At 63.0% G+C, this 22,688-nt stretch carries 21 protein-coding genes; 2 read left to right on the forward strand and 19 right to left on the reverse strand.

All coding sequences use genetic code 11. The annotated features are described in order from the left end of the window. Positions 1-123: 123 nt before the first annotated feature. Entirely contained in the window at positions 124-570 is a 447-nt protein-coding gene (gene smpB / locus BMW76_RS08915) for an SsrA-binding protein SmpB (RefSeq protein WP_090864777.1), read from the forward strand. A 114-nt stretch (positions 571-684) separates the two neighbouring features. On the opposite strand, the gene BMW76_RS08920 is transcribed toward smpB, so the two are convergent. The 3 genes from BMW76_RS08920 to ppsA all read right to left on the reverse strand — a co-directional run bounded on the left by BMW76_RS08920 (position 685) and on the right by ppsA (position 4,676). Further along, the gene (locus tag BMW76_RS08920) at positions 685-1,611 is read right to left on the reverse strand and encodes an SPFH domain-containing protein (RefSeq protein WP_090864778.1); all 927 of its coding nucleotides are present in this window, start codon (positions 1,609-1,611) and stop codon (positions 685-687) included. 91 nt (positions 1,612-1,702) lie between these two features. Continuing rightward, positions 1,703-2,152: an NfeD family protein gene (locus tag BMW76_RS08925; RefSeq protein WP_090864779.1), complete on the reverse strand. Its 450-nt coding sequence runs from the start codon at positions 2,150-2,152 to the stop codon at positions 1,703-1,705. A gap of 118 nt (positions 2,153-2,270) precedes the next feature. Further along, on the reverse strand, positions 2,271-4,676 hold the full coding sequence (ppsA, locus tag BMW76_RS08930) for a phosphoenolpyruvate synthase (RefSeq protein ID WP_090864780.1): 2,406 nt from the start codon (positions 4,674-4,676) through the stop codon (positions 2,271-2,273). 425 nt (positions 4,677-5,101) lie between these two features. Between ppsA and ppsR the strand changes: the two genes are divergently transcribed. Next, positions 5,102-5,917: a posphoenolpyruvate synthetase regulatory kinase/phosphorylase PpsR gene (gene ppsR / locus BMW76_RS08935; RefSeq protein ID WP_090864781.1), complete on the forward strand. Its 816-nt coding sequence runs from the start codon at positions 5,102-5,104 to the stop codon at positions 5,915-5,917. A gap of 17 nt (positions 5,918-5,934) precedes the next feature. Here ppsR and BMW76_RS08940 read toward each other — a convergent pair whose 3' ends face one another. From BMW76_RS08940 to rpsB, 16 genes are all read right to left on the reverse strand, one after another. Further along, positions 5,935-6,735: a TrmH family RNA methyltransferase gene (locus tag BMW76_RS08940; RefSeq protein ID WP_090864782.1), complete on the reverse strand. Its 801-nt coding sequence runs from the start codon at positions 6,733-6,735 to the stop codon at positions 5,935-5,937. An 84-nt stretch (positions 6,736-6,819) separates the two neighbouring features. Continuing rightward, positions 6,820-7,572 (reverse strand): ribonuclease HII, encoded by a 753-nt coding sequence (gene rnhB / locus BMW76_RS08945; protein ID WP_090864783.1) that lies wholly within the window; start codon positions 7,570-7,572, stop codon positions 6,820-6,822. Continuing rightward, positions 7,569-8,738, reverse strand: a complete 1,170-nt coding sequence (lpxB, locus tag BMW76_RS08950; protein ID WP_090864784.1) for a lipid-A-disaccharide synthase — start codon at positions 8,736-8,738, stop codon at positions 7,569-7,571. Before lpxB ends, rnhB begins: the two co-directional genes overlap by 4 nt. Positions 8,739-8,741: 3 nt before the next feature. Further along, the gene (gene lpxA, locus BMW76_RS08955; protein WP_090864785.1) at positions 8,742-9,530 is read right to left on the reverse strand and encodes an acyl-ACP--UDP-N-acetylglucosamine O-acyltransferase; all 789 of its coding nucleotides are present in this window, start codon (positions 9,528-9,530) and stop codon (positions 8,742-8,744) included. Positions 9,531-9,756: 226 nt separating this feature from the next. Next, the gene (gene fabZ, locus BMW76_RS08960; protein ID WP_090864786.1) at positions 9,757-10,218 is read right to left on the reverse strand and encodes a 3-hydroxyacyl-ACP dehydratase FabZ; all 462 of its coding nucleotides are present in this window, start codon (positions 10,216-10,218) and stop codon (positions 9,757-9,759) included. A 151-nt stretch (positions 10,219-10,369) separates the two neighbouring features. After that, positions 10,370-11,446, reverse strand: a complete 1,077-nt coding sequence (lpxD, locus tag BMW76_RS08965) for a UDP-3-O-(3-hydroxymyristoyl)glucosamine N-acyltransferase (protein WP_090864787.1) — start codon at positions 11,444-11,446, stop codon at positions 10,370-10,372. A 127-nt stretch (positions 11,447-11,573) separates the two neighbouring features. Further along, a complete protein-coding gene (locus tag BMW76_RS08970; RefSeq protein ID WP_177200337.1) occupies positions 11,574-12,125 on the reverse strand; it encodes an OmpH family outer membrane protein in 552 nt (183 codons plus the stop codon). Between the two features lie 41 nt (positions 12,126-12,166). Next, on the reverse strand, positions 12,167-14,479 hold the full coding sequence (bamA, locus tag BMW76_RS08975; RefSeq protein ID WP_090864789.1) for an outer membrane protein assembly factor BamA: 2,313 nt from the start codon (positions 14,477-14,479) through the stop codon (positions 12,167-12,169). A gap of 65 nt (positions 14,480-14,544) precedes the next feature. Then, positions 14,545-15,936 (reverse strand): RIP metalloprotease RseP, encoded by a 1,392-nt coding sequence (gene rseP / locus BMW76_RS08980; protein ID WP_090864790.1) that lies wholly within the window; start codon positions 15,934-15,936, stop codon positions 14,545-14,547. A gap of 7 nt (positions 15,937-15,943) precedes the next feature. Continuing rightward, positions 15,944-17,149, reverse strand: coding sequence for a 1-deoxy-D-xylulose-5-phosphate reductoisomerase (locus tag BMW76_RS08985; RefSeq protein ID WP_090864791.1), 1,206 nt, complete (start codon positions 17,147-17,149; stop codon positions 15,944-15,946). A 22-nt stretch (positions 17,150-17,171) separates the two neighbouring features. Further along, a complete protein-coding gene (locus BMW76_RS08990; protein WP_090864792.1) occupies positions 17,172-17,993 on the reverse strand; it encodes a phosphatidate cytidylyltransferase in 822 nt (273 codons plus the stop codon). Next, a complete protein-coding gene (gene uppS, locus BMW76_RS08995; protein ID WP_090864959.1) occupies positions 17,987-18,769 on the reverse strand; it encodes a polyprenyl diphosphate synthase in 783 nt (260 codons plus the stop codon). The genes BMW76_RS08990 and uppS overlap by 7 nt, the downstream gene beginning before the upstream one ends. Before the next feature lie 73 nt (positions 18,770-18,842). Continuing rightward, positions 18,843-19,403, reverse strand: coding sequence for a ribosome recycling factor (frr, locus tag BMW76_RS09000; RefSeq protein WP_090864793.1), 561 nt, complete (start codon positions 19,401-19,403; stop codon positions 18,843-18,845). Between the two features lie 96 nt (positions 19,404-19,499). Beyond that, on the reverse strand, positions 19,500-20,213 hold the full coding sequence (pyrH, locus tag BMW76_RS09005) for a UMP kinase (protein ID WP_090864794.1): 714 nt from the start codon (positions 20,211-20,213) through the stop codon (positions 19,500-19,502). A 242-nt stretch (positions 20,214-20,455) separates the two neighbouring features. Then, the gene (gene tsf, locus BMW76_RS09010) at positions 20,456-21,337 is read right to left on the reverse strand and encodes a translation elongation factor Ts (RefSeq protein ID WP_090864795.1); all 882 of its coding nucleotides are present in this window, start codon (positions 21,335-21,337) and stop codon (positions 20,456-20,458) included. A 191-nt stretch (positions 21,338-21,528) separates the two neighbouring features. Beyond that, on the reverse strand, positions 21,529-22,281 hold the full coding sequence (gene rpsB, locus BMW76_RS09015) for a 30S ribosomal protein S2 (protein WP_087735373.1): 753 nt from the start codon (positions 22,279-22,281) through the stop codon (positions 21,529-21,531). Between the last annotated feature and the right edge of the window lie 407 nt (positions 22,282-22,688).

Below are 22,688 nucleotides of genomic sequence, written 5' to 3' on the forward strand. Positions count from 1 at the left end.
CAGCGCGTGGCAACGGTGATTGGGAAATAGCGAACGCGTGACAACTGAGTGACACCGCGGCGGGTTTTCGGCGGCCCGCTTTGCTAAAATCGTGATTTTAAACGAGTTGAGCCGTTTCCATTCATGAGCATCATCGACAACAGAAAAGCGTTCTTCGATTACTCGATCGAGGAGCGTTACGAGGCGGGGCTCGTGCTGGAGGGCTGGGAAGTCAAGGCGCTGCGCGCCGGGCGCGGCCAGATCAAGGAAGGCTACGTCGTGATCAGAAACGCCGAGCTGTTTCTGATCGGCACGCACATCAGCCCGCTGCCCGAAGCGTCGAAATTCGCCAATCTGGACCCCGTGCGCACGCGCAAGCTGCTGCTGCGTGCGGAAGAAATCAGCAAGCTGATCGGCAAGGTCGAGCAGCGCGGCTACACGCTCGTGCCGCTGAACTTTCATTACAAGAACGGCCGCGTCAAATGCGAGATCGGCCTCGCGAAGGGCAAGAAGCTGCACGACAAGCGCGAGACCGAGAAGAAGCGCGATTGGGAACGCGAAAAGGCGCGGCTGATGCGCACGCCGACCTGAGTCGGCGCGCGCGTTTCAGTCGCCGGATAGCAAATGGCCCGCAGTAACATGCGGGCCATTTTCTTGTTGCCATGCTTGCGTGAAACGCCCTCTTATGTCGCGCTCGCCTAACGCTCAGGCGGTCGTCTTGCCCTGCTTTACGATGGTCAGCGCCGACGCGATCATCGAACTCATATCTGACATGTTGCCCGGCACGATCAGCGTATTGCCCGCCTTCGCCAGATTCGCAAACGCGTTCACGTACTGCTCGGCGACCTTAAGATTCACGGCTTCCATGCCACCCGTCGACTGAATCGCGGCCGCGATCTTTTGGATTGCCTGAGAGTTTGCTTCGGCCACAGCCAGAATCGCCGCGGCCTGGCCTTGCGCCTGGTTGATCGCTGCCTGACGCTCGCCTTCAGACTTCTGAATGGCCGCCTCGCGTCCGCCCGACGCGATATTGATCTGCTCCTGCTTGCGCCCTTCCGACGCCGCGATCAGCGCGCGCTTCTCCCGTTCGGCCGTGATCTGCGCCTGCATCGCGTGGAGGATTTCCTTCGGCGGCGTCAGGTCCTTGATCTCGTAGCGCAGCACCTTGACGCCCCAGTTCGCGGCAGCTTCGTCGAGCGCCGATACGATCGAATGATTGATGAAGTCGCGTTCCTCGAAGGTCTTGTCGAGTTCGAGCTTGCCGATCACCGAACGCAGCGTGGTTTGCGACAGCTGCGTGATCGCGAACACGAAGTTGCTCGATCCGTAAGACGCCTTCATCGGATCGGTGACCTGAAAATACAGCACGCCGTCGACTTGCAACTGCGTGTTGTCGCGCGTGATGCAGACCTGGCTCGGCACGTCGAGCGGGATCTCCTTGAGCACGTGCTTGTACGCGATCCGGTCGATGAACGGCAGCACGAAAGTCAGGCCCGGCGTCAACGTCGCGTGATAGCGGCCGAGCCGCTCCAGCACCCACGCGTGCTGTTGCGGCACGATCTTGATCGTCTTCGCGGCAGTCACGATCACGACGATCAGCAACACGAGTCCAACGACGCTCGACGGTTCCATTCCTGCACCCCCAATCTGTTTTTGAATTGTTGTGCGCATCCGGATGCGCGTGAGTTGCGTCCCGAACGACGCCTGAATCGGATCCCGTTATTCAAGCCCGAGCCGCGTGCTTTCTTGCGACAACGACGAGGCAATTGCCACGCAACGCGGTGATTTCGTAGAGATTCGCGTCTTCCGGCTCACCGGGCGCGAGTTCGACTTCCCATGAAGCGCCGCGATAGCTGGTCCGTGCGCGCCCGTCGTGCCACGCGGGCACCGTGAGTGTCGAGCCGATGTCGAGATTGACATCGGGATTGCGCGCAGCTTCGGCGCGCGTTTTTGTCTTGCGCCCGTAGCGCGACTTGCGCAGCACGAGCACCGCGCCGAGCGCAACGACGGCTGCAATGCCGAACTGCAGCGGCAAGCCGGCGCCCGCCAGGCGCGCAAGAGCCGCCGCGATAAAGCCCAGCGCCACCATCAGCAGATAAAACGTGCCCTGCATCAGTTCGAGGACGATCAGCACGCCCGCGCCAATCCACCAGAACAGCCCGCTCTGCATCACGTCGGCCTCCACAAAGCAAAACACCCCGGATGTACCGGGGTGTTTATAGCATGAAGCGTCAGCGTTTTATCGTTCGCCGAAGTACGTTTTACATACCTCTACAAACGATGCGCAATGCTTACTTCGCCGTCGTTTTCGCCAGCGCCTGCCACGTTTCGATGATCGTGTCCGGGTTCAGCGAGATCGACGCGATGCCTTCGTCCGTCAGCCATTGCGCGAAATCCGGATGATCCGACGGGCCCTGGCCGCAGATGCCGACGTACTTGTTCAGGCGCAGACACGTGTCGATCGCGCGCTTGAGCATGAACTTGACGGCGGGATCGCGCTCGTCGAAGTCGACGGCGAGCAGTTCCATGCCCGAGTCGCGATCGAGGCCGAGCGTGAGCTGCGTCAGGTCGTTCGAGCCGATTGAGAAGCCGTCGAAGTACTGCAGGAACTCCTCGGCAAGGATCGCGTTCGACGGCACCTCGCACATCATGATCAGGCGCAGACCGTTTTCGCCGCGCTTCAGGCCGTACTTCGCGAGCAGGTTCACCACGCGCTCCGCCTGCTTCAGCGTACGCACGAACGGCACCATGATCTCGACGTTGTCGAGGCCCATCTCTTCACGCACGCGCTTGAGCGCCATGCACTCCATTTCGAACGCCTGCGCGAAGTCTTCGGCGATGTAACGCGATGCGCCGCGGAAGCCGAGCATCGGGTTTTCCTCGTCCGGCTCATAGCGCGAGCCGCCGATCAGCTTCTTGTACTCGTTCGACTTGAAATCCGACAGACGCACGATCACGGGCTTCGGATAGAACGCCGCGCCGATCGTCGCGATGCCTTCCGTCAGCTTGTCGACGTAGAATGCACGCGGCGACGCATGACCGCGCGCGACGCTTTCGACGGCCTTCTTCAGGTCCTGATCGACGTTCGGGTATTCGAGAATCGCCTTCGGGTGAACGCCGATGTTGTTGTTGATGATGAATTCCAGCCGCGCGAGACCCACGCCCTTGTTCGGCAATTGCGCGAAGTCGAACGCGAGTTGCGGATTGCCCACGTTCATCATGATCTTCACGGGGATTTCCGGCAGTTCGCCACGCTGGACTTCCGTCACTTCCGTTTCGAGCAGACCGTCGTAGATCTTGCCTTCGTCGCCTTCCGAGCACGACACCGTGACGAGCGCGCCGTCCTTCAGCACGTCGGTCGCGTCGCCGCAGCCCACGACTGCCGGCACGCCCAGTTCGCGCGCGATGATCGCCGCGTGGCAGGTCCGGCCGCCACGATTCGTGACGATGGCCGACGCGCGCTTCATCACCGGCTCCCAGTTCGGGTCGGTCATGTCGGCGACCAGCACGTCGCCCGGCTGCACGCGCTCCATCTCGGACGGATCGTGGATCACGCGCACGGGGCCTGCGCCGATCTTCTGGCCGATCGCGCGGCCCGTCGCCAGCACCTGCGACTGGCCCTTCAGCTTGAAGCGCTGCTCGGCCTTGTTGTGACCCTGGCTCTTCACCGTTTCGGGACGCGCCTGCAGGATGAAGATCTTGCCGTCGCGGCCGTCCTTGCCCCACTCGATGTCCATCGGACGCTCGTAGTGCTTCTCGATGATGACTGCGTACTTTGCGAGCTCGATTACGTCGTCGTCGGTGATCGAGAAACGGTTGCGCTGCTCGTGCGACACGTCGACGGTCTTCACGCGGCCTTCTTCGCCGGCCTTCGTGAATTCCATCTTGATGAGCTTCGAGCCGATCGAGCGGCGGATGATCGGGTATTTGTTCTGCGCAAGCGTGGTCTTGAAGACGTAGAACTCATCCGGATTCACCGCGCCTTGCACGACGGTTTCACCGAGGCCGTAGCTCGACGTGATAAATACGGCGTCCTTGAAGCCCGATTCGGTGTCGAGCGTGAACATCACGCCCGCTGCGCCGACGTCCGAGCGCACCATGCGCTGCACGCCCGCCGACAACGCGACTTCAGCATGCGTGAAACCCTTGTGGACGCGATAGGAGATGGCGCGATCGTTGTACAGCGACGCGAACACGTGCTTCATGCGATCGAGCACGTCTTCGATGCCGACCACGTTCAGGTAGCTTTCCTGCTGGCCCGCGAACGATGCGTCCGGCAGGTCTTCCGCCGTTGCCGACGAACGGACCGCGAACGACAGTTCCTCAGGCGAGCTCTTCGAGAGCGTTTCGAACGCCGCGCGAATTTCCTGCTCGAGACGCGGCTGCATCGGGGCGTCGACGATCCATTGACGGATCTCCTTGCCCGCAGCGGCAAGAGCTTTCACGTCGTCGACGTCGAGCGTCTCCAGACGCTGCGCGATGCGTTCGGTCAGGTTGTTGTGATGCAGGAACTCGCGGAATGCGAGCGCCGTCGTCGCAAAGCCGGTCGGCACACGCACACCCGCTTCCGCGAGCTGACTGATCATCTCGCCGAGCGAAGCATTCTTGCCGCCGACGATGTCCACGTCGGTCATTCGCAACTGCTCGAATGGAACTACATACGCCTGATCCTTAGCAACGTTAACTGCGTTAGTCATACAAGCCCCTAAGTGTGGAAAAAATGCTCGATTGCGCAAGTGGGCTTGAACACGAGGCGCCCATAAGAAGCGTGGCTCGTGCCTTGCGCAACCTGTTGGAAAAGCAATCGCGGAAGAGCCCGCGCCGGACGCGAAGCCCGACGAAGCAGGAGATTGAACGAACTTGCGGCTTAGCCGCGCAAGATACGAACAAATCGCGACGCAATCCAAGGGCGATAACGGATAGTTACGCGATTTGGCTGCAATTGCTTATCCAACAGGTTGCCGCTATTCTACCGTGCCGACTCTCGAAATGTGACAGTCGGACAAGAATTGCGCCTCGAAGGCGCCGCTGCAGGGTTTCCGGCCAGCCACCGGGCAGCGCGCGCCACGCGGCGATGTGTGATTTGAGCGGATTTTGACGCTCGCGTTCCCTGCCCCCACTGATGCCGCCCACCGTATTCATCGTCTCCGACGGTACCGGGATTACTGCCGAAACCTTCGCGCATTCGATCCTCTCCCAGTTCGACCAGAAATTTCGCCTGGTCCGTGTGCCGTTCGTCGATTCGACGGAAAAAGCGTATGCCACGCTCGAAAAGATCAACGAATCCGCCCATCACGAAGGCCGCCGCCCGATCGTCTTCACGACGCTCGTGAACAGCGCGTCGAACCAGATAGTCAAGGACTCGAATGCGCTCGTGCTGGACATGTTTCAGACCTTCGTCGAGCCGCTCGAGCTGGAACTGGAGCTGAAGTCGAGCCACGCGATGGGCCGCGGCCACCAGAACGCCGACACCGAGGAGTACAAGAACCGGATCGAGGCGATCAACTTCTCGCTCGCACACGACGACGGCCAGTCGAATCGCAATCTGGAAGAAGCGGATGTGATCCTCGTCGGCGTATCGCGCAGCGGCAAGACGCCGACGAGCCTTTATCTGGCGATGCAGTACGGCGTGAAGGCGGCGAACTATCCGCTGATCCCCGAAGACTTCGAGCGCGGCAAGCTGCCGACGCCGCTGCTCGCGCATCGCACGAAGATGTTCGGGCTGTCGATCGATCCGCAGCGGCTTTCGGAAATCCGCAACGAACGGCGTCCCGGCAGCAAGTACGCCGCGCTGGAAAACTGCCGCTACGAAATCAACGAAGCCGAGACGATGATGCGGCGCGAAGGCATCAAGTGGCTGTCGTCGACGCACAAGTCGATCGAGGAAATCGCGACGACCATTCTGCAGGAGATCAGGCTCGACCGGTCGTCGTATTGATGCAGCCGCAGTGAAGGTTAGCTGGAAGCGCGCGGCTCGTGCCCGCGCTGCTGCCGGCACTGCTCGAAAAGACACACGGCGGCGGCCGCCGCGACATTCAGCGATTCCATTCCGCCCGGCTGCGGAATCGTCACGCGATACCTCACCGCGTCGCGCCACGCCTGTGACACGCCCGCCCCTTCGTTGCCGAACACCCAGGCGACCGGGTCCGACAGATCGGTGTCGTAGATCGCCTGCGCACCATGCGAGTCCGTGATCGCAACAGGCACGTCGAGCCGCTCGATCAGCGTCTGCGGTTCGACATCCTCATGAATGTGCAGCAGGAAATGCGCCCCCATGCCGGAGCGCAGCACTTTCGACGACCACGCGTACGCGGTGCCTGGCGCGCAAAACACGCGGCCGATGCCCGCCGCCGCCGCGCTGCGCAGAATCGAGCCGACATTGCCCGCGTCCTGCACGCCGTCGAGCACGATGCAGCCTTGCGTCACGCGCTCGGGCAGCGCCTCGTCGAGTTTCTCGACCAGCAGCAGCATGCCGACGCCATTCACGACACTCGACAGTTGCCCGAACAGCGCGTCCGGCAACGTGACGATGCGCCGCTCATCGATGCGCGCGACGATGGCCTGCGCTTCGTCGTGGCGCAGCGCGCCTTCCGTGACGACGCACGTCTCGGGCTGCCCCGCGACATCGAGATAGGCGCTCGCGAGATGAAACCCTTCGAGCAGCGCATGGCCGCTCCTGCGCTGTTGATGCGTCGAACCGGCCAATGCCTTCAGACGTTTATAGAGCGGATTGTCCCGCGAAGTAATGGCTTTCACTGGCAGCGAAGACCGTATCGGTAGCGTGAAAAAACGGGTGAAAAGAAAAGCGCCCGAAGGCGCTTGAGTCGTTTCCGCGAGGCGTCAGAACGGCGCGCTGTCGTCGGCGATGAGCACGTCATCATCCGTGACGGGCGGCACGATCACGACGTCGTCAGGCAAATCGACGGCCATGCCGAGCCGCACATACGCATCGCGCACGGGCGCAAACGACCGCCTGTGGTGCTCGCATGGACCATGCTCACGCAGCGCCAGCAGATGCTGCGGCGTGCTGTAACCCACGTGCGCGTCGAAGCCGTACATCGGAAACGTCTGATGCAGTTCGAGCAGCATCCGGTCGCGGGTGACCTTCGCGAGAATCGACGCCGCGGAGATGCACGGCACGAGCGCATCGCCGCTGATGATCGCCTCGCTGCGAATGCTCAGTATCGGGCAACGGTTGCCGTCGATCTTCGCAAGCGTCGGCGCAACGTTCAGGCCTTCGATGGCGCGCTTCATCGCGAGCATCGTCGCGTGCAGGATGTTCAACGTGTCGATCTCTTCGACTGACGCCGACGCGACGCAATACGCAAGCGACCGTTCGATGATCTTGTCGTACAGCTCTTCGCGCTTTTTCGCGGTCAGCGCTTTCGAATCGTCGAGTCCACGGATGCGCGGTTTCGTCGGATCGAGAATGACGGCGGCGGCGACCACGGGACCAGCGAGCGGACCGCGCCCTGCTTCGTCGACCCCGCAAATGATGTCTTCCGGCGACGAAAAATCGAGACCGGTCTGTTTCGCGATCGTCGCGGGCGCCTTGCGGCGCGGCGCGGCCTTCTTGCCCGCCGCGCCCGTCATGGACGCCCCCGGCGCGCTTCAACGACGCCGACGACCGCTTCCGCGGCTCGCTGCGCTGTGTTCTGCTTCAGCACGTGATGCATCTCGGTGAAGATTTCCGTCAGCGTGCGCCGGTTTGCGTCGTCGCGCAACTGCGTCAGCGTGGCGTCGGCCAACGCTTCAGGCGTCGCGAAGTGCTGCAGGATTTCGGGCACGACGAAACGTCCTGCCAGGATGTTCGGCAAGCCGACGTACGGCAGATACCCCTGCCGGCGCATGATCTGCCCCGTCAGCCAGGGCACCTTGTATGAAATCACCATCGGCTTTTTCAGCAGCGCCGCTTCCAGCGTGACCGTGCCGCTTTTCACGAGAATCGCGTCCGCAGCCGTCATCGCGAGCTGAGCGTTGCCGTCCGTCAGCGTCAGCGGCAGCTTCGGGTGCGCGTCGACGAGCGGCTTCAGCAGTTCGCGCAGCGCGGGTGTCGCAGCCGGCATCACGAAGCGCACGCCTGGCTCGCGCTGCAGCATCAGTTCCATCGCGTCGAAGAACGTCGGTCCGATCAGCGAGATTTCCGAGCGGCGGCTGCCCGGCAGCACGGCGATCACCGGGCCGCTGTCGGGCAGGCCGAGCACGCGGCGCGCGCCCGCCATGTCCGGTTCGAGCGGGATTTCATCCGCGAGCGGATGGCCGACATAGGTCGCCGCCACGCCGGATTTCTCGAGCAGCGCCTTTTCGAATGGAAACACGCACAGCATGTGATCGACGGCCTTGACGATCTTCTTGATCCGGCCGCCGCGCCACGCCCAGATCGACGGACAGACGAAGTGGATGGTCGGAATGCCCGCGTCGCGCAACGCGTGCTCGAGGCCGAAGTTGAAGTCGGGCGCATCGACGCCGACGAACACCGACGGCGGCTCCGCGAGCAACTGACGCTTCAGCTCGTTGCGGATGCCGAGAATTTCGGGAATGTGTTTAAGCGCTTCGACATAGCCGCGCACCGACAGCTTTTCCATCGGAAAGTGCGCGTCGAAGCCCTTCGCGGTCATGCGCGGGCCGCCGATGCCGAAGTACTGCGTTCCTTGCGGCAGACGGGCCGCGAGCCCGTCCAGCAGCGACGACGCGAGCAGGTCGCCCGACGGCTCGCCGGCCACCATTGCGAGCCGCAGCGGACTGGTAGGCAACGGCATCGGTCAGCGAATGATGCCGCGCTGCGACTGCTCGACGAATTCGACGAGCGCGCGCACGGGCTCGTCACCCTCGCCGCCCGCCGACGCGAGTTCGCGTAATTGCACCTTCGCTTCTTCGAGCGACAGGCTGTTCTTGTACAGCAGACGGTACGCGGAGCGCAGCGCCGAAATGGCGTCCGCCGAGAAGCCACGGCGCCGCAGCCCTTCGACGTTGATGCCGTGCGGCTCGGCCTTGTTGCCTGCGGCGATCACGAACGGCGGAATGTCCTGCACGAGCGCCGACGCGCCGCCCAGCATGGAGTGCGCGCCGATGCGCACGAACTGGTGCACGCCCGACATGCCGCCGACAATCGCGTAATCGCCGATGATCACGTGGCCCGCCATCTGCGCATTGCTCGACAGGATCACGTTGTTGCCGATCTGGCAGTCGTGGCCGATATGCACGTAGGCCATGATCCAGTTGTCGTCACCGAGCGTCGTGATGCCCTGGTCCTGCACGGTGCCCGTGTGGATCGTCGTGAATTCGCGGATCGTGTTGCGGTTGCCGATCACGAGCTTCGTGGGCTCGTCGCGGTACTTCATGTCCTGCGGCCGGCCGCCGACCGACGCGTAATGGCCGATGCGGTTGTCTTCGCCGATCGTCGTATAACCTTCGATCACGCTGTGCGAACCAACCGTGGTGCGCGCACCGATCGTGACGTTCGCGCCGACGATTGCGTACGGTCCGATCTCGACCGATTCGTCGAGCTGTGCGCCCGACTCGATGATCGCAGTAGGATGAATCCTGCTCATGCGCCCTCGCTGTATTTCCTGCTGTATTTCCGTTACATGGCGCGGACGACGCTGCAGCGCCGTCCAGCGCGTTCAAGCCGCCACGTTGCAACCCATCTTGTGACAGCCCGAAGTTTCGATTGTTCTGCCGCAGGCGTTGCGGACCGTTGCGGACATGACGGAGCATGATCCTGCCTCATCCGCCCGCTGTCCGCCCGTCACGGCCGTTACTGCCTGTTGCTTTGCGTCACTCGCTGTCGGCCTGACGCACGGCGCACATCAGGTCGGCTTCGGCCGCCACCTGACCGTCCACTTCGGCGCGCGCCTTGAACTTCCAGATGCCGCGCATATGGCGCTCGAACGTGGCGTTCAGGATCAGCTGATCGCCCGGTTCGACGACGCGCTTGAAGCGCGCATTGTCGATGCCGACGAACAGGTACAGCGTGTTGTCGGGATCATGCGGCTCTTCGGAGAAGGTCAGGAGCGCAGCCGTCTGCGCGAGTGCTTCCAGAATCAGCACGCCCGGCATCACGGGGCGCTTCGGGAAGTGCCCCATAAAGAACGGTTCGTTGACCGTCACATTCTTGAGCGCCTTGATGCTCTTGTGCGGCTCGAGTTCGAGCACCCGATCGACGAGGAGGATCGGATAGCGATGCGGCAGCAGCGTGAGGATCTTGTGAATGTCGAGATTGATTTTTTCGGTGCTCATGGTGTTTCTGCTCACGCATTGGTTGCGCGATGATGACTGCGAATGCTGGGTGCTGGCGCCTGGATGACGAAACGCGCCCTGCCGCCCGTTCCTGTGCCGGCCGCGCGCCGCCTGATGGCCGCGTGCGCCGGCGCTTCCCGCCCGTCGACGCTTAAGCCTTGTCTCCGGAGGCGCTGGCGACGGCGGCTTCGAGTGCCTTGATACGATCTCGCAGTTTGTCGAGATTGCGCATCAATGCGGCGCTTTTGTTCCAGTCGGCGTGATCCACGGCCGGGAACGCGCTCGTGTACATGCCGGGTTTCAACAAAGACTTCGACACGCCTGACTTGGCCGTGACGATCACATAGTCGGCCAGGGTGACGTGGCCGGCAATGCCGACCGCGCCGCCGATCATGCAGTGACGGCCGATCGTCGTGCTGCCGGCGATGCCCGCGCAACCCGCGATCACCGTATAGGCGCCGATCTTGCAGTTATGGCCGATCTGCACGAGGTTGTCGATTTTCACGCATTCTTCGATCACGGTATCGGCCATTGCGCCGCGGTCGATCGTCGTATTCGCGCCGATTTCGACGTCCGGCCCGATCGACACGCCGCCGACCTGCGGAATCTTCACCCAGCTGCCCGTGCGCGCATCGCCGTCGCCGACGAAATCCGGCGCAAAACCGAAGCCGTCCGAGCCGATCACCGCGCCCGCGTGAACGATCACGCGCTCGCCGATCGCGCAGCCGTGATAGACGGCGACGTTCGGATACAGATGGGAGCCCGCGCCGACCTTCGTGCCGCGCCCGATGAACACGTTCGCGTCGAGCCGCACGTTATCGGCGATCGCGGAGCCCGCTTCGACCGTCACGTTCGGACCGATCACGGCACTCGCGGCGATCTGCGCGGAGGGGTCGATGGTCGCGCTCGCGTGCACGCCCGGCTGTGCCTTTGGCGCGGCCATGTCAATGAAGGCCTGCGCGAGACGCGCGAAATAAGCGTAGGGATTCGGCGTGACGATGAAGTTACGACCGTCGCGCGAAGCGAGCTTCGCGAGATCCGCCGCGTTGATCAGCACCGCGCCCGCGCGCGTCGTTTCGACCTGCGCCAGATACTTCGGGTTGGCGAGGAACGCCAGTTGATCCGGGCCAGCCTGATCGAGCGGCGCCAGATTGCCGACGCGGTGCGCGCGATCGCCGACGACCTCGCCGCCGAACCGCTGCACGATCTCCTCGAGCGTGAATGCCATGCGTGTACTGCTCCTGCTGTTCAGTTGCCTGCCTTACGCGCGAACCACGCGCCGGGTGTGTTTCGCGGGACGGTCCTGCGCCGAGTTTGCGCGCGGATTGCGCTGCGCTTACGTGCCCCTGTGCTTATCAGTTGCCGCTGCTGCCATTACCCGCCGATGCCAGCGCCTTTAGCACCTGATCGGTGATGTCGATGCGCGGGCTCACGTACACCGCTTCCTGCACGATCAGGTCGTAGTGCTGCTGCTCGGCGATCTGCTTGATCACCTTGTTCGCGCGGTCGAGTACGGCTGCCAGCTCTTCGTTGCGACGCTGGTTCAGGTCTTCGCGGAACTCGCGCTGCTTGCGCTGGAAGTCCGTGTCGAGCTGCGACAGGTCGCGCTGCTTCTGCGCGCGATCGACGGGCGACATCGACGCGCCGTTCCTGTCGAGCGAGTCGGACATCGATTTGAGACGCTGCGCCATGTCCTGCAGGTCCTTGTCACGCTTCGCGAACTCCGCTTCCAGCTTGGTCTGCGCCGCCTTCGCCGCCGACGATTCACGCAGGATGCGATCCGAATTCACCGCGGCGATCCGCGCTTCCTGCGCCTGCGCGGCATTCGCCGCGCCCACGCCGAGCGTCATGACCAAGGCCATTGCGCACGCCACACGTTTCGAAAACATACCAGTTAGCAAAGTCATCCTCTCGATGCTGTAAGGGGTTCCGGTTCTCGAGCGCGCGATCAGAACGCCGTCCCGATCTGGAACTGGAACTTCTGATACTGGTCGCCCGCGTGCTTCTGCAACGGGAAGCCCAACGACAGCTTGAGCGGCCCGATCGGCGAAATCCACGCGAGACCGACACCGTAACCGTAGCGCAAGCCGTTCGAGCCGACCGTCGTATCGCCGCCCTGACGCGAATCGCCCCACACGTTACCGGCGTCGAGGAACGTGAACACCCGCAGCGTACGGTCATAACCGGTGCCCGGCAGCGGGAACGTGAGTTCGACGTTGGTGACGAACATCTTGTTGCCGCCGATCGGGTCGTTCGTGACCTTGTCGCGCGGACCCAGCGAGCTCGGTTCATAGCCGCGGACCGAGCCGATACCGCCCGCGTAGTAGTTCTTGAAGATCGGATACGCGTTGCCGATGCCGTTGCCGTAGCCGCCCTGGATGTTGAAGCCCAACACGAAGCCGCGAGCAAACGAATAATAGTACTGCGCCTGCAAGTCGGCCTTGTAATACTCGGTGCCGCCGATCGGCGTGCCGTATTCCGCATTCGCCTGCGTGAAGTAGCCGCGGCTCGGCACCAGCGCGCTGTCACGCGCGTCGCGCGACCAGCCGACCGTCAGCGGCACGTTGTTCGAGACGCGGCCGAATTGCTGCACATAGTTCTTGTAGGCCTGCGGCGTATTTGCGTCGACGTCCAGCGTGTTCTGCTCGAAGCCCGCGCCGAAGTACACCGTGTCCACTTCCGAGAACGGAATGCCGAACTTCAGGTCGCCGCCCATCGTGACGATGCGGAAGCTCGAATCCGTCGAGTAGTACAGCGGCTCGTACGTGCGGTAGTAGACGTCGGTAATGCGCTTGATGCCGTCGACCGTGAAGTACGGGTCGACCTGCGTGACCGTCAGCGTGCGGTACGTCTTCGCGGTGTTCACGTTCACCGACAGGCTCGTGCCCGAACCGAACACGTTATCCTGCGACACGCCCGCCGACAGCACCACCTTGTCCGTCGACGAGAAGCCCGCGCCCAGCGTGATCGCGCCCGTCGGCTTTTCGGCGACCTTCACGTCGACGTCCACCTGGTCCGGCGTGCCTTCGACGGGCACCGTCGTCACGTCGACATCCGTGAAGTAGCCGAGACGGTTGATGCGGTCCTTCGACAGCGCGAGGCGGTTCGAATCGAACCACGAGCTTTCGAGCTGGCGCATCTCGCGGCGCACCACTTCGTCGCGCGTGCGCGTGTTGCCGTTCACGTTGATGCGGCGCACGTATACACGGCGACTCGGATCGACCTGCAGCGTCAGGTCGACCTTGTGATGTTCCTGGTCGATTTGCGGCAGCGCGTTCACGGTCGCAAACGCGTAGCCGTACTCGCCGAGTTTGTCGACGATTGCCTTCGTCGTGGCCTGCAGCTTTTCCGCCGAGAAACGGTCACCCGGCTTGATCTTGATCAGCTTGTTCAGCTCGGCTTCGCGGTCGAGCAGATTACCCGCGAGCTTGATGCTGTTGATCGTGTACGGCTCGCCTTCGTGCAGCGTCACCGTCAGATACATGTCCTTCTTGTCCGGCGTGATCGACACCTGGGTCGACTCGATGTTGAACTCGAGGTAGCCGCGGTTCAGGTAATACGAGCGGACGTTCTCGAGGTCGCCGGTGAGCTTTTCCTTTGAATACAGGTCGTTCTTCGTGTACCACGAGAACCAGTTCGGCGTGGACAGCTGCATCTCGTCGCGCAGCGTGCCCGTGCTGAATGCCTTGTTGCCGATGAAGTTGATCTGGCGGATCTTCGCGCTAGGACCTTCGATCACGGCGAACAGGACCGCAACACGGTTGCGATCGATCGGCGTGATCGTAGTCGTGACTTCGGCGGCGTAGAAGCCGCGCGTCAGATACTGGCGCTTCAGTTCCTGCTCAGCCTTGTCGACGAGCGCCTTGTCGTAGTAACGGCCCTGCGACAGACCGACTGCGCGCAGCGCCTTGATCAGGTTGTCCTTCTCGAATTCATGCAGACCGGAGAAATCAATCGTGCCGATGGCGGGACGCTCCAGCACCTGCACCACCACGACATCGCCTTCCGTGGCGATCTTCACGTCGTTGAAGAAGCCCGTTGCGTACAGCGCGCGGATGGCTTCGGAAGCCTTTTCGTCGGAAAACGTATCGCCTTGCTTGATGGGGAGATAGGAGAACACCGTGCCGGGTTCTACTCGTTGCAGCCCTTCGATCCGAATGTCTTTCACCACGAAGGGTGTCGTCGCGTGAGCTACCAGCCCATGCGCGGCGAATGCCGCGGCTACAACCGTCTTTGGAACAAAGCGATGAGGTTTAAACAACGTGCTTCCCCAGTGTGTATAGCTGCATCAGGTCAGGCGGGCGTCATCGTACGCCGCCAGACACTTTAAAAATGGATTAAACGAGCAAGATCGTTGAACAGCGCAATCGCCGACAAGGCGACGATACAAGCCAGTCCCGCTCTTTGAAGAACGAGCTGCCAGCGATCCGATACGGCTTTGCCGGTAACAGCTTCAACCAGATAATATAACAGATGCCCCCCGTCCAATACCGGTATTGGCAAAAGGTTGAGGACGCCGAGGCTTATGCTGACAAGCGCGAGGAACGACAGGAATGCTGATGGACCGAGTCGCGCGCTCTTGCCCGCGTAGTCCGCGATGGTCACGGGACCGGACAGATTTTTGAGCGAAGCCTCGCCGACGATCATCCGGCCGAACATCCGCACCGAGTACACAGCAAGGTCCCATGTGCGACGCGCGCCGAGGCGCACGCTCTCGACGGGACCGTAGCGCACGTCGATCGAAGGCACTTGCGTCGCGAGTTCGGCGCCGATGCGGCCGACCTGCTGGCCCGTCATCTCGTCGCGCTGCACGCCCGGCACGATGGTCAGATTCTGCAACGTCCCCGGCTGCTGGTTCTTCGCGCCGCGCTCGACTTGCAGCACGACAGGCTTGCCCGCGTGTGACTTGATGTAGTTGATGAAGGTCGTGGCGTTATCGGCGGGACGTCCGTCGACGGCGCGGATGCGGTCGCCTGCGAGCAGACCCGCGCGCAACGCCGCGCTGCCCGGCTGCACGCCCGCCACCGACAGCGTGCCGCCGCCGGGTTCGAAGCCGAGCCGCGACATGAAGTCGTCGTCGACTTCCTTGTCGGTGAGGCCTTGCAAGTCCAGCGGGAAGTCGAACGTGCCGTGCCCGCCGTCCTTCGCGCTCAATATGATGCGCTTGTGATCGAACGCGGCGCCCAGGAGCTTCCAGCGCAAGTCCGACCACGAGCGAACGCGCTCGGACTCGCCGCCGTCCGCGTCGCGCACGCCGACCACGGTCTCGCCGCCCTCAAAGCCCGCGCGCGCCGCGACGGTATCGGCAACAGGCGCTGCGACGATTGCGGCAGGCTCAGTGACGCCCGTCGCGAACACGGCTGCGAACAGGACGATGGCCAGGATGAAGTTGGCGATGGGACCCGCCGCCACGATCGCGATACGCTTGCCGACCGACTGGCGATTGAACGCGCGCGGCAGATCGGCGGGCGGAATCGGCGCGCCTTCTTCGCGCTCGTCGAGCATCTTCACGTAGCCGCCGAGTGGCAGCGACGCGATGATCCACTCGGTGCCCGTCTTCGCGCTGACCCAGCGCGCAAGCGGCTTGCCGAAGCCGATCGAAAAACGCAGCACCTTGACGCCGCACAGGCGCGCGATGCTGTAGTGGCCAAACTCATGGACGACCACCAGTACGCCGATCGCGACTGCGAAGGCGACCAGTTCGATCAGCACATTCATAAACGCCTCACTGGACGGCGCGTTCCGTGAGGCGAGCGCCCGCCGGCAGACCGTCGATCAAAGCGTGGGCGGCGCGGCGCGCAGCGGCGTCCGCGTCGACCACGTCCGCGAGGCTCGACGCCTCGCGATTGGGCAATGTGTTCAGCACGGCTTCGACGATCTGGGCAATCGCCATGAAGCCGATGCGGCGCGACAGGAACGCCTCGACGGCGATCTCGTTCGCCGCGTTCAGCGCGGCGCTGGCGACGCCGCCTTCGGCCAGCGCCTGCATTGCGAGCGCGAGGCACGGGAAGCGCGCGTAATCGGGCTTTTCGAACGACAGCGACGCGATCTGCGCGAGATCGAGCTGCGCGACGCCCGAATCGACGCGATCCGGGAACGCCAGTGCATGCGCGATCGGCGTGCGCATATCGGGGTTGCCTAGTTGCGCGAGCACCGATCCGTCCGCGTACGACACGAGCGAATGAATCACGCTCTGCGGATGAATCAACACATCGATGCGCTCGCCGGGCAGGCCGAACAGCCAGTGCGCCTCGATGACTTCGAGGCCCTTGTTCATCATCGTTGCGGAATCCACGGAAATCTTGCGGCCCATCACCCAGTTTGGGTGCTTGCACGCTTCTTCCGGCGTGACGTCGACGAGCGTCGACGGCTCGCGCGTGCGGAACGGGCCGCCCGACGCCGTCAGGATGATTTTCGATACGCCGCCATGCAGCGCCGATTCGCGCGGCAGGCACTGGAAGATCGCGTTGTGCTCGCTGTCGACGGGCAGCAGGATCGCGCCGTTGTCACGCACCGCGTCCATGAAGATCGCGCCCGACATCACGAGCGCCTCCTTGTTCGCGAGCAGAATGCGCTTGCCGGCGCGCGCCGCCGCAAGGCTCGGCTCGAGACCCGCCGCGCCGACGATCGCCGCGACGACGGTGTCGCACCCGTCGCTCTTCGATACGTCGACGAGCGCCTGCGGGCCGTACGCGACTTCCGTCCTGCAACCCGCGTCGCGCAGCTTCGCGGCGACGTTCGCGGCCGTATCGGCATCGCCGACGACGGCCACTTCGGGCTTGAAGCGCAGGCATTGTTCGACGAGCTTGTCGCCGTTGCGATGCGCAGTCAGCGCATACACCGAGAAACGCTCGGGATGACGCGCGACGACGTCGAGCGTGCTGTCTCCGATCGAGCCCGTGGAACCGAGCAAAGTGAGTCGTTTTTGCATATCTCTTTCTCTAGCCGATGGGCTACGACAATACGAGCATCGCGAGCGGCAGCACCGGCAACAAGGCGTCGATGCGGTCGAGCACGCCGCCATGCCCCGGCAGCAGGTTGCTCGAATCCTTCACGCCGGCCTGGCGCTTCAGCATCGACTCGAACAGGTCGCCCACCACGCTGAACACGACGAGCAGCGTGAGCGTGGCAAACGCACGCGCGGCGCCGAGATGCTCGAGCAGCGCGGAAAACAGGGTTGGCGCGAACGCGTGGGTGACGACGGCAACGGCCGCGACGATCATCACCGCGAGCCACCCGCCGACAGCCCCCTCCCAGGTCTTGCCGGGGCTGACCGACGGCGCAAGTTTGTGCTTTCCGAAGGCCTTACCCGTAAAGTATGCGCCGATATCGGCCAACCAGACCACGAGGAGCAGGGAAAGCACGAACGGCACGCCCTCGATACGCGCTGCGACGAGTGCATGCCAGCAGGCCGCGAACACGATGACGCCCGCCAGCAGCAGGAACGGCCGCCAGGCGCCCTGCGCGAGCGCCGGCTTGCGCAAGAGCACGAACGGCCCAGCGAATATCCAGAAGATTGACGAAGCTTCGAAGAGCGGCCGCGACGCCGCGAGGCCCGTGCCGAGCTTCGTGCTGGCTACCAGCGCCAGCGCAGCAATAATCGCGTAGACCACGGGACCGGCGCCCGGAAGCTTCAGCAGTCGCGCCCACTCCCATGCGGCGAACACGACGACGAACGCGATCAGCGCGCCGAAGCCGCCGATCGGCGCCCATAGCGTGACGGGGATAAGAATGGCCAGCAGGACGATCGCCGTGATGACACGGGTTTTTAGCATGGAAGCGAATCGGCGTTTTGCGATTGCGGCTCGAGCTGGGCGCTCGTGCGGCCGAAGCGGCGCTCGCGCTCGGTGTACGACGCGATCGCGCGGCCGAGCGCGTCGGCGTCGAAATCCGGCCAGTAGGTATCGGTGAAATAGAACTCGGTGTACGCGAGTTGCCACAGCAGGAAGTTGCTGATGCGCTGCTCGCCGCCCGTGCGGATGAAAAGATCCGGCTCGGGCGCGTACGCCATTGCAAGGTGTTGGGCGAACGCGTCTTCGTTGACCTCGACGGGGCTGCCCGCCGCCACCGACTCCTCGACCAGCTTGCGCGTGGCCTGCATGATGTCCCAGCGGCCGCCGTAGTTCGCGGCGATGGTCAGCGTCAGGCGCGTGTTCTTCGCCGTCTTGGTTTCGGCGCGGGTAATCAGGTCCTGGATCTTCTTGTCGAACATCGACAGATCACCGACCACGCGCAGGCGGATACCGTTTGCGTGCAGCTTGCCGATCTCGCGCTCGAGCGCGGTGACGAACAGACGCATCAGGAACGACACCTCGTCGATTGGACGGCGCCAGTTTTCGGAACTGAATGCGAACAGCGTCAGATACTCGACGCCGCGCCGGGCACAGGCGTCGACGGCCGAGCGCACGGCGTCGAGGCCGCGCGTATGGCCCGCCACGCGCGGCAGGCGGCGTTGAGTCGCCCAACGGCCATTGCCGTCCATGATGATCGCGATGTGACGCGGTACGGCTGAGACGTCAGGGACGCGAACGGTTGAGCTTGTATAGGTCATGGCCGTCGGGTAAAGCAGCAAATAAAGAAGAGATGATCAGTGAACGTTCTCATGTCTGGTGTGCGCCAGACCATCAAACCGTCATGATCTCGCCTTCCTTGGTTTGCACGAGCTTGTCGATTTCCGCGACGAACTTGTCCGTCAGCTTCTGGACATCGTCGCCGGCGCGGCGCTCGTCGTCTTCGGAGATTTCCTTGTCTTTCACGAGTTTCTTGAGCTGCTCATTCGCGTCGCGGCGCAGGTTGCGCACGGCCACCTTCGCCGTCTCGCCCTCGCTCTTGACGACCTTCGTGAGCTCCTTGCGGCGCTCTTCCGTCAGCGGGGGCATCGGCACGCGGATCAGATCGCCGTGCGTGGCCGGGTTCAGGCCCAGATCCGATTCGCGGATCGCCTTTTCGATCACGGAGACCATCTTCTTTTCCCACGGCTGCACGCCGATCGTGCGAGCGTCGACGAGCGTCAGGTTCGCGACCTGCGAGATCGGCACGGGCGAGCCGTAGTAGTCGACCTGGATGTGATCGAGCAGGCCCGTGTGCGCACGGCCCGTGCGGATTTTCGACAGATCGTTCTTGAACGCGTCGAGCGAGCGCTGCATTTTCTGCTCAGCGCCTTTCTTGATGTCAGCGACAGACATGATTAAACCTCCGAACCTTCAAAACGATGCGGGCCCGCCAGCGCGCGCGAGGCGGCGCCCAAGCCCGCGTTCAAGCCCACAGACGTGAAAGAGAGTTTACACGTGCACGAGGGTGCCTTCGTCCTCGCCCTGCACGATGCGCTTGAGCGCGCCCGGCTTCACGATCGAAAACACGCGGATCGGAAGCTTCTGGTCGCGGCACAGCGCGAACGCAGTGGCGTCCATTACCTGCAGGTTGCGGCCAATTGCCTCGTCGAAACTGATCGTCGAATAACGCGTCGCGGACGGGTCCTTCTTCGGGTCGGCCGAATAGACGCCGTCGACCTTGGTCGCCTTCAGCACGACTTCGGCGCCGACCTCCGAGCCGCGCAGCGCAGCCGCCGTGTCGGTCGTGAAGAACGGGTTGCCCGTGCCGGCCGCGAAAATCACGACCTTGCCCTCTTCCAGCTGACGGATGGCGCGGGGACGGATGTACGGCTCGACGACCTGATCCATGCGCAGCGCCGACTGCACGCGCGCTTCGATTCCGGCGTGGCGCATCGCGTCCTGCAACGCCAGTGCGTTCATCATCGTGGCCAGCATGCCCATGTAGTCGGCCGTCGCACGGTCCATACCTGCTGCGCCGCCCGCCACACCGCGAAAGATGTTGCCGCCGCCGATCACCACCGCCAGTTGCGTACCGAGCCGCACCACCTCGGCCACGTCCGCCACCATTCTTTCGATCGTCGCGCGATTGATGCCAAATGCATCATCGCCCATCAGGGCTTCGCCAGAGAGTTTGAGGAGGACGCGTTTATAGGCAGTGGGCATAGAGATATCCAGATTGCGCTGAGCAGGGCCAAAAAGCCGCCAAACAACAAGGAACTAACTGTAGGGGTGAAATACGAATTCGGGCAAGAGCCGCCAAATTGACGCGCCTCAACAACCGACCGAGGCGAGTCGATCCGGCCGCCGTGCGCCTTGCGCACGCGTAGCCCCGGCGGCGCTGCCGGTCGCGGCGAGGTCCAGCCCCGCCGCGGGTCAAACGGTACAGGGTAAAACTTAAACGAAGCTTATTGCTGCTTCGCAGCAGCAACTTGCGCCGCGACTTCGGCCGCGAAGTCGTCCTGACGCTTTTCGATGCCCTCGCCCACGACGAACAATGCGAACTTCTGCACGCTCGAGTTTGCGGCCTTCAGCATCTGTTCGATCGTCTGCTTGTCGTTCTTTACGAACGGCTGGTTCAGCAACGACACTTCCTTCAGATACTTCTGCACCGAGCCGTCGACCATCTTCGCGACGATCTCAGCCGGCTTGCCCGATTCGGCTGCCTTCTGCTCGGCGATGCTGCGCTCCTTGGCGATCAGGTCGGCGGGCACCTCGTCTGCCGACAGCGAGACCGGCTTCATCGCCGCGATGTGCATCGCGACATCCTTGCCGACCTGCTCGTCCGCGCCCGTGTACTCGACCAGCACGCCGATGCGGGTGCCGTGCAGGTATGCGGCCAGCTTGTTCGACGTTTCGAAGCGCGCGAAACGGCGGATCGACAGGTTTTCGCCGATCTTGCCGACCAGCGCCGAACGCACCGCGTCGACGGTCGAGCCTTCCAGCGGCAGCGCCGACAGCGCAGCGACGTCAGCCGGGTTTTGCTTGACGACGAGTTCGGCAACCTTCTTCGAGAAGCCGATAAAGTCGTCGTTCTTTGAAACGAAGTCGGTTTCGCAGTTCAGTTCGACGATCGCGCCGACGCCGCCTTCGATGAACGAAGCGATCACGCCTTCTGCCGTGACGCGCGACGCCGCCTTCGACGCCTTGTTGCCGAGCTTAACGCGCAGCAGCTCTTCAGCGCGCGCCATATCGCCGTCAGCTTCCGTCAGCGCCTTCTTGCATTCCATCATCGGCGCGTCGGTCTTCGCGCGCAGTTCTGCCACCATGCTTGCGGTAATTGCCGCCATCATTCGCTCCTTGAGTCTGTCTGTCACACGCCGCCCGCATTCGATGCCGGCAGCAGAATTTCGTTTCCGCGCAGCGCACTTTTATTTCCGGCGCTGCTGCGTGCGAGTTGCCGCACGCCCATTCCAGATCGTCGCGACTTAAAAAAAGGGGGCCTATCGAGAGCCCCCTTTTTTGCCGGACACAGGGTGCTTTACGCTTCCCCGTTGACCTCGACGAACTCGTCGCCGTCGCCGCCGCGGGCAGCCTGCACGACTTCGTTGACCGCATTCGCACGGCCTTCGAGGATCGCGTCAGCCACGCCTTGCGCGTACAACGTAACCGCCTTGCTCGCGTCGTCGTTGCCCGGGATCACGTAGTCCACGCCTTCCGGCGAGTGGTTCGTATCGACCACGGCGATGACGGGCACGCCCAGCTTGTTCGCTTCCGTCACGGCGATCTTGTGATAGCCGACGTCGACCACGAAGATCGCATCCGGAATGCCACCCATGTCCTTCACGCCGCCGATCGACTTTTGCAGCTTGGCGATTTCGCGTTCGAACAGCAGCGCTTCCTTCTTGCTCATCTTCTCGAGCTCGCCTGCCTCGACTGCCGCTTCCATGTCCTTCAGGCGCTTGATCGAAACCTTCAGCGTCTTGAAGTTGGTCAGCATGCCGCCGAGCCAGCGTGCGTTGACATAGGGCATGCCAGCGCGCTGAGCCGCTTCAGCGATCGTGTCGCGCGACTGACGCTTCGTGCCGACGAACAGGATCGTGCCGCGGTTCGCTGCCAGTTGACGCACGTACTTCAGCGCGTCGTTGTACATCGGCAGCGTCTTTTCGAGGTTGATGATGTGAATCTTGTTGCGATGGCCGAAAATGAAGGGGGCCATCTTCGGGTTCCAGAAGCGCGTCTGGTGACCGAAGTGGACACCGGCTTCCAGCATTTGACGCATGGTAACTGCCATGAATATCTCCGCTAGGGTTGGGTCTTAAGCCGGCTGCCGTATCCGCCGCGCCGCCTTCCGCACTCTTCGGAAGACCTGACGCCGCGAACACCCTGGGTGCGCCGGCTTGCGAATCTCGCGAATTACGCCACGAATTGCGCCATATAGGTCTTGCACTTCATGACCAGCTCGCGAGGAAGTCCGCCGCCGAGGTGAATATTCTGAATATTCGAACTGACGATTGACTTAGCCAAACAGTATAGCACGCGAGCATTGCAGGACTCAACCTACGCGGTAGCACGTGCAGTCCCCGCGGGTTGCACCCGCTGCTACGCAACATGCCACGGATATGCATTGCGGCCCGCGCGGCGCGTGGCCATCCGCCCAGTAAAAGCCAGCGATCACGGAAATAAGGTGCGATAATTACG

The organism is Paraburkholderia diazotrophica (assembly GCF_900108945.1).
GTDB lineage: Bacteria > Pseudomonadota > Gammaproteobacteria > Burkholderiales > Burkholderiaceae > Paraburkholderia > Paraburkholderia diazotrophica.